6 protein-coding genes are annotated in these 8,318 nt (G+C 42.4%); 4 read left to right on the plus strand and 2 right to left on the minus strand.

All coding sequences use genetic code 11. From position 1 onward, the window contains the following. Positions 1 to 317: 317 nt before the first annotated feature. The gene (locus tag PX481_RS16410) at positions 318 to 1,433 is read right to left on the minus strand and encodes a fatty acid desaturase (protein ID WP_288095027.1); all 1,116 of its coding nucleotides are present in this window, start codon (positions 1,431 to 1,433) and stop codon (positions 318 to 320) included. A gap of 63 nt (positions 1,434 to 1,496) precedes the next feature. Then, positions 1,497 to 1,679: a hypothetical protein gene (locus tag PX481_RS16415; protein ID WP_128575192.1), complete on the minus strand. Its 183-nt coding sequence runs from the start codon at positions 1,677 to 1,679 to the stop codon at positions 1,497 to 1,499. Between the two features lie 429 nt (positions 1,680 to 2,108). Between PX481_RS16415 and PX481_RS16420 the strand changes: the two genes are divergently transcribed. From PX481_RS16420 to PX481_RS16435, 4 genes are all read left to right on the plus strand, one after another. Then, positions 2,109 to 3,590, plus strand: a complete 1,482-nt coding sequence (locus PX481_RS16420) for a VMAP-C domain-containing protein (protein WP_288024519.1) — start codon at positions 2,109 to 2,111, stop codon at positions 3,588 to 3,590. 6 nt (positions 3,591 to 3,596) lie between these two features. Further along, the gene (locus PX481_RS16425) at positions 3,597 to 4,556 is read left to right on the plus strand and encodes an AAA family ATPase (protein ID WP_288095028.1); all 960 of its coding nucleotides are present in this window, start codon (positions 3,597 to 3,599) and stop codon (positions 4,554 to 4,556) included. Next, entirely contained in the window at positions 4,553 to 7,444 is a 2,892-nt protein-coding gene (locus PX481_RS16430; RefSeq protein ID WP_288095030.1) for a formylglycine-generating enzyme family protein, read from the plus strand. The genes PX481_RS16425 and PX481_RS16430 overlap by 4 nt, the downstream gene beginning before the upstream one ends. A 271-nt stretch (positions 7,445 to 7,715) precedes the next feature. Further along, a complete protein-coding gene (locus PX481_RS16435; protein ID WP_016515782.1) occupies positions 7,716 to 7,967 on the plus strand; it encodes a UPF0175 family protein in 252 nt (83 codons plus the stop codon). Positions 7,968 to 8,318: the final 351 nt, after the last annotated feature.

Genomic DNA, 8,318 nt, shown 5'->3' on the forward strand with positions numbered 1-8,318 from the left:
AGGGTGTGGGGTGTAGGGTGTAGGGTGTAGGGTTTTACCCATTTTCAGGCGGTCAATTACCTAATTTTCAGGGAAAAAGTGCCTAAATTTCCCCCCGATCACTCCCATATCCGGTACTTTTTGATTGACAAAAGGTCTAAAAGTCTTATCCAACAAGGTTTTTAGCTTTATTCAGCAAGCCCGAATTAGGTTAATTTAACGCGATGTGCAACTAAAAACGACAGAATCAGGGTTCCAGAGGATACTTTATCTCTGCTGATTTCTGAAAGCCTTGTTGTAAATCAAGACTAAAAATATAGTTGCACACCGAGTTTAATTTAGCTTTTTCCCCTTAAACTAAAACCGACAAAGACGTAGTTTAAGGCGTTTCGGTATCCCCAAACCTCAAGGAATTGATAACGCTGCCATCCTTTCACCGAGCCAGTCTGAAAAGCTCTTAGGGTATATAGTTGGTTAGCCCAGTTGTGATCGTTTGGTGTAGCATGGTGAACACAGTGCGCCCCTAGGCTAACTGGAAGGATGATTAGCCGAATAAAGACTGCTCCCACTAATTCCGTGGACCATTTTAACCACTCTAACCAGTGGTCCGAGTGCGGAGGATAAGCACCCAAATATAGGGCAAAAGATTTACCAATTACCTGAGATTTAGCTCCCTCATTCTCATCGGCTTCATAGGCCCAATTATGCTCCGGTAGCTGTTGCAAGAGTGCGGCCGCATAGGTTCCGAGTTGGGTAAATACCGCCCAGAGTAAGCAGATTAAACAAGAATGGGTTAAACCCGCACAAATAGAGGCCAAGAAAAGCACAATCAGGGTAGCTATTTGATAGTTAATGGGAGCTTTAAGGAGATTAGTCAGGCGAGCAAGGAAGGTTTCTCCGTAAAACTTGGGAGAGAGTAATAACTTGCCCAAATTTTGCCAATAGAAGGCCTCTTCTTGGCCAAATTCAAAACCTAACTCTTCTACTAGGTAGGGGGTATTCCCCTTGTCATTCATGGTAGCTAAGTTTTTCGGCGGGTGGTGAATTAATAGGTGATCTTTTTTGAACAATGGAAAGGGCTTTTTCCAGGTAATTAAGGTGAGTAAACAACCTAAAAGATGGTTATAAGTGGGATATTGAGGGAAAAAAGCATTATGGGCGCAAAAGTGGGCTATTTCTTGCAATTGAGCCGCTCCAGCTACGGATAGCACCCATCCTAGGGGGATTAATTGCCAGTGGCTAAGAGCGATCGCTAATCCTCCTATATACTGGAGTATGCCATAGATTAGCTCTAAGGAGGGCGTGCTTTTCCAGAGAGGGGGGGTAAGGTAGTAGCCTGTTAGCCAGTCAAAGAAAGCTTGTACGAGACGATTATCGCTGAGTTGGAGCATCCCTAGGCGTGGATTATCCCTTAAAGCCGATGCTTGTGTTGGGGTGGGTTTTTTCAGTATCATGACAGTAGAAAATAAGTTGTACTGTCCTGAAAATGGTTAAATAACCAAATTCAGGCGGTTTTATTAGCTGTGCAGCTGTTCGATTTCTCGGTAGTGCTGGACTAATTGCCCATCACTAAAAAACGGCTTTGGAGAGATTTCTATCTCGATGGCGAGATTAATTACCCAAGCTTCTTTGGGTACATACCCCAAGCGATTTTTTAGCCTCTGGGTTAGTGATTTAATCTGATCAGTTGATAAATACATAGGCTTAATTCCTCTGTTTTTTTTCATAATAAACTTGCAAAATAGAGGAATAGGTAGCATTTTGATCGTCTTTTTTAAAATCTCCAAGGATCTTTTGGCGTGCTTTTCAGTGGCTAAAATGATCTTTTTAGCTTTCTCAAAGATCTTTTTGTTACAAACCGATCTTTTTGTTACAAACCGTTGCTAGTGCCTAGACAGACTTAAGTAGCTGGTTATAATTAAATTAAAAATGGATTTTAGGTTCGATCCCCCCTGCCCCCCTTGATAAGGGGGGTGCCGATCCCCCCTTAGTCCCCCCTTTAATCCCCCCTTAATAAGGGGGGCATCTGACAATTTTTAACGCCTAGACAGACTTATTGGCTCTTGCTTGGGAGTCCTGTGTGTGATAGGATTAGTGTTGAGTTACTTATCACTACAACTGTCTAAATTATGACTAAGGAAGAGTTGAAGGAAGAGTTTGTGGATAATGTCCTAGAATTGTTGCGCGAGGGAAAACAGAACCTAACTCTAAGTGAATTAGAATTAAAAGGTATTAAAGGATGTTATGAAAGATTAAAGTATTCAGAAATTTTAGCTTCAGCTAATTGTAATTGCACTGAAGGACATTTGAGAAGAGAAATGTCAAATTTTTTTGGGAAAATCACCAACGCCTTTAATCATGTAACAGGAGAAAATAGAGAAAAAATACAGAAAAACCAATTCGTGCCACTGATTACAGAATATATTAACTTAAAAAATAAATCGCAAATTATTAATAAGATTAACGTAGAGAATAATGATAAGATTAAAATCTTTGAAAAGTTAAATAATGAATTAAAGATAAAAAGACCGATGACTGCTGCTATAATCAAATCCTATTTATCTGATGATCCTAAAATACAAAATAGTAACCTTAAGGAATTGATTGAGAAGATTAAAGATTATGAAGAAAGTTTTTTGTTTAGCTTACTACATAACTTAGCTTATGATCAACGCCTTGATGATCCATTAATTCAATTAATTTTTGAGCAAACGGTCAATGATTTAAAAATGCAGACAAATATTAGTGACCTTGATTATGAGCAATTAACAAGCACACAATTGGAGCGGATTGAATTACCGAAGGAAGGGTTAGAAGCCTATTTAATTATAAAGGTGGACAGTAGCAAAAACCTTCAGTATAAGAATATTACGACTATTGAAAATATTGAAAAATATCTAATACGAGCTTGGTTTTGGCGATTAAATCCTAACAACATTCAAAACAAAGATATTAAGCATATACCCCTGTATGATCATAACCATACTTTAACCCATATTATTAATGACTGTCGAGAACGGAGTGAAGAAATAACGTCCGTTGAGTTCTTCGCCGATGAAAAGCTATTATCTAGTGATTTTGAATCTTGGGAGTATAAAAGTGAATTTAAACCAAATACTAAACTAAAAGAAAATTACTTTGTTAATAGTCGTCTTTCAGCAAGGTCTTGTATAGACAAAACTTCTGACCCATACAAAAAATGGATAAAAAAATGGGAGAAATTACAAAATGAAGCAATAATCGTAGAAGACATACAAGATAATGACTGTAAACATCACTGCCGCCGACAAGAAAATTTAACCCTATGGATTAATCTTTGTGATTGTCAACAAAGTCATGAAGAAATGCTTATAGAAATAGCATCAGAAGGCATACCTTTAGCCCTTTGGTCACGCCGTTATAATTTATCGCCAACTCACAAAGATGAAATTAATGCCCTAGTTAGCAATCAACCCATCACCGAACTGCCAAAACTAATACATAAGGCAAGAAATCCACCTGAAAAACAGGAATCCCAATCTGACTATTTCGGGCATCATTTATCATTACTTCTAGAAGACCCTAATCGGATGCCCCCCTTCCACTACTTAACATCTCAGCACCTAGGTTAACTAACTATGAGTTCATGGAAAATCTTTCAAGGCAATCATCAAAAACGCTCAAGGGATGAGATTCCCTGGCCAAAAATCCCACCTTGGCGAAGCTTCGCCACCAACAAATCCGAGGAGCGGGGAAAACAACTCATAGTTAACCCTAAAACCATCGAAACCGTAAACGCAGCCATTCACCTACGCCGGCCGATTTTAGTCACAGGGAAACCGGGTACAGGGAAAACCTCCCTAGCCTACGCAATCGCCTACGAATTAGACTTAGGAGAAGTATTAGTCTGGCCAATTAATACCCGCACCACCCTACAAGAGGGATTATACTACTACGACGCGATCGCACGTTTGCAAGATTACCAATTAGAAGAAAAAAAAGACATAGGGAAGTATATCCGCTTGGGTCCCTTGGGGACAGCCCTCTGTCCGAGAAATTATCCCCGGGTACTGCTTATCGATGAGATAGATAAAAGTGACATCGACTTACCCAACGACCTCTTAAACCTTTTTGAAGAGGGAAGATTTGAAATCACCGAACTTTCCCGACTCGCGAAAGATACCGAAAACGAACCAATACCAGTACAAACCCATGACGGTGAATGGGAATCCATCCCCCAAGGTAAGGTAAGCTGCCAACAGTTCCCCATAGTGATTATGACGAGCAACGGCGAGAGGGATTTTCCCCTACCCTTTAAACGTAGATGTCTGCTCTTAGAAATTCCCGACCCCACCCCAGAGGAACTAAAAAAGATAGTAAAAAGCCATTTTGATTATAAAGAAGCCAGTCCCGAAAGTAAAAAAATAGAAGCAGCGATCGCAGAATATGTTAAAAAACGAGAAAAAGGGCAACTAGCAACGGACCAGCTTTTAAACGCCGTCTTTATGAGCATAGGCGAAAAGAAACCCACAGGTAAAGAATTAGAAGACCTTACCAACCTACTATTTACCTATCTCACCGACACAGGCAATACATGACCCAAACCCTTCCCACACCAGAACTGATTGATAAATTTATCACCTTTGTCAAGGGCAGGGGATGGGACCTAGACAGTTACCAGATAGCTGATAGTTTATGGTGGTATGTTCTCACCCAAGAAGAAGAAGGAAAACCCCAACCCCGTCCAGAGCCTAGGGAAGAAAAGAAAGAAACCCCGACCACTAAAAACCCCCCCCAGGAGAGTAAAAACGAAACCCAAGAGCCAGCAGCCCCATCGGATGAAGTTCCCTTAATACGCGAGACAGAAGCACAAAAACAGCCTGAGAAGATAGGCGCAGACACCCTACCCATTAGCATCCCCGATGCCAAATTCTGGCGAGAAACCCGAAAATTAGGGCGGGCAGTGCGTCCCCTCATCCAAAAGATAGACTCAGCCACCCAAAGACAAATAAACCTAAACAGCACCGTACAGAAATCGGCCGAGTATAGCATCGGCAAGAAAGATGGCAGTTTAGCCCTAATACCCGTTTACCAAGCCAAAAAAGTCCGTTCCCTAGAGGTGGTTTTACTGATTGAAGAATGGGCCTCCATGGTCTTTTGGAAAGAAATGGCCGGGGAAATCCGCGATTGGCTAGAACAAATCGGGGCCTTTCGGGATGTCAAACTCTACCGCATCGGATGGGACGAAGACAGGCAAAATTTAGCCATCCGTACCTACTCTAACGATACTTGCTCAATTCACCCAAAAGATCTCATCCATCCTCGCGGCGAAAGACTTATCCTCTTCTACAGTGATTGTACTTCCCCAGACTGGTATCAAGGACGCTATAACCAAGCTCTTCAGGACTGGGGAAAACACCAAATCGTCACCCTGCTTTCTCCCTTCCCGGAAGCAATGTGGGAAAGAACCGCCCTTAGTCGAGGTTGGTTCGTCTCCCTAGTCAACCAAACCCCCCGGAAACCTTCACAAAACTGGAGATTTACCTCTATCCCCCTGCTGCTACAAATTGAGAAGGAAGAGGAAAATCAACATATTCTCAGAGAAACAATCCAAAAAACCTACTTTCCCCTACCCACCATCTCCCTAACCCCTTCATCCTTAAAAGCTTGGGCGCTCGTTGTCAGTGGTGACAGCAACGCCACCTGTGCGGGGGTACTACTAGAAAAATCCCCCCAAAACAGAGAAATACCCGCAACTATTTCTCCGGAGATGTCTGGGAAGCAAGCTCTAGAACTATTCGCCAGTACCGCCTCACCTCTAGCTTGGGAATTACTGAAAAAATTAGCCGCAGCCCCGGTAAATCTTCCCATCATCCGTCTTATCCAAAGCAAACTTTTAAGCGCCTCTAACCCCCTAAACATAGCAGAAGTTATCCTTAGCGGTTTTCTTAAAGTCTATCTAGGAGGGGAACCAGTGAAGTGGGACAAAGGAGGTAAATTTAAATTTCATACTCCCCCCAACAGCCTAGATTTTGAATTTGATGATGAGGTGAGAGAGCTTCTGCTCACTGAACTAGGGAATAGCCGCGCCTTAGAAGTAATTTTTGTCCTCTCGGAATACATCGCCCAAAAACTTAACCTGAGTACCACCACCTTTTTTGGTCTTATTCTTACCAATCCCCAAGTTCTCCTCGGCAAAGAAGCAGCTAATCTAGTTCGCGCCTTTGCCAAGGTATCTGCTAAGGTTTTCCAAAAGCTAGGGGAAGCAAAGTACCAAGAAATTAGCCAAAAGCTGCAATCTATGGTTGACTCACCTCCACCCCCACCGGTTGAGGAAAAGTGGCTGAGGAAATATAAAACCGTAACCATAGCTAAGGTAAAAGAGCTTACGCGAGGAGAGGAAATATTGTTTCAACTGCTCAAGGATAGACTTAAGGATTTCAGCGTAGAAGATGGGGAACTGTATCAGCGTCTTCGTTTAACCCCTGAGCAGCTTAAAATTTTGGCAAGCGAAGAAATAACCGCCGAGACAATCCCAGTCCAGTTTAGGGAAGTTTTGGATAACACAGAAGAAGAAATCATCACCGAGAAATTTAACCTAACCCTGTTTAAGTCTGAAACCGTTTTTGTGGATGAGACGGGACAAATTACCGCCAAAGAACCCGTGAGAGCCTTCTACTTTGAAGAAAATCCCCCCAGCTTAAAAATGCTCTATATTCCTTCGGGGGAGTTTTGGATGGGAACCGAAGCGGAGGAAATAGCGCGGCTAGTGAAAAAATACCGTAGGGATTGGTTCAAACGAGAATCCCCCAGACATTTAGTAAAAATCGCCCCGTTTTACCTAAGTCAAACTCCGATTACCCAAGCTCAATGGTTATATATTGCCCAAAGGGAAGATTTAAAAGTAGAGCGAGATTTAAAACCAGAGCCATCGCGGTTTAAAGGCAGCACAAACCCCGTTGAAAATGTATCTTGGTTAGATGCCGTAGAATTTTGCCAAAGGCTCTCTAAAATGACCAAGAAACAGTATCGGCTACCCAGTGAGGCGGAATGGGAGTATGCTTGTTGTGCCGGAACCACCACTCCCTTCCACTTCGGAGCAACCCTCACCTCAAATTTAGCTAACTACGATGCTACGCAACGCTTTGCTAAGGAACCGGCAGGAGAATATCGCCAGCAAACCACCCCAGTGGGGCAATTTCCCCCCAATGGTTTTGGTTTGTATGATATGCACGGCAATGTCTGGGAGTGGTGTCAGGATGACTTCTGGGAAAATTATCGACGCGCACCTAGGAATGGTAGTCCTCGGCTAGAAAAGAGCAAAAAACAGCAAAATCAGGCAAATAAAGCTCTGCGGGGCGGTTCTTGGTACTTCAATCCAGATAGCTGCCGTTCTGCTTACCGCAGCAACTACTACCGCCGCGACGACGGCCTCAACGGCAACGACGGTTTTCGGGTGGTGTGCGGTGCTGGGAGGACTTTGTAACCCTTTTTCTCTTTTTTCCCTTTTTACCCTTTTTCTCTTTTTCGATTTTTTTTGAACAAATGTACTAGATGAGGTTGGCTGATAAGTAGCTGGTTATAATTAAATTGAAGACGGGTTTTAGGTTTTCCCCTTATCAAGGTAGGGTTGATTCATGAATCAACCCTACAATCAAACCTAGAATCAACCCTACAATCAAACCTAGAATCAACCCTACAATCAAACCTATCAACCCTACAATCAACCCTACAATCAATTAATCCTAGGATTCATCATGTACCAAATCACTCTTTCCCTACCCGATGAAACCGCTCTCGCTTTACATCTCACTCCAGAACAACTAGCACAGGAAATCTCTCTTCTTGCTGCCATTAAACTTTATGAATTGGGAAAACTTTCCTCTGGCAGTGCTGCCAACTTAGCAGGTATTCCGCGAGTTGTTTTTCTCTCTAAACTTGCAGACTATGGAGTTGATACCTTCCGACTCAAGGAAGCAGAATTAATCGAGGATCTGGCTAATGCCTAACGTCATGCCGATACATCACCGATTCAATACCTCTATCAGACTAACTTACTTGACTGATTCCCTGTCACTGATTTAGGAAAAGGAGAAAAAGAAGTATTAGCTTTAGCAATAGAAATTCCCGATTCTCTCGCCCTATTTTAATATTTTTCCCATCAAGAGTTTCTTCCATTTTCATAACTAAGTCGGTAGGTATTAAAAACTTTCAGATCCCCCCGCCTATCGGCACCCCCCTTATCAAGGGGGGCAGGGGGGATCAAACCCCCCTTATCAAGGGGGGTAGGGGGGATCAACCCTACAATCAATTTTTAATTTAATTATAATCACTTACTTAGGGCTTGCTGAAAAAGTACG

The organism is Microcystis sp. M53603_WE2 (assembly GCF_030065435.1).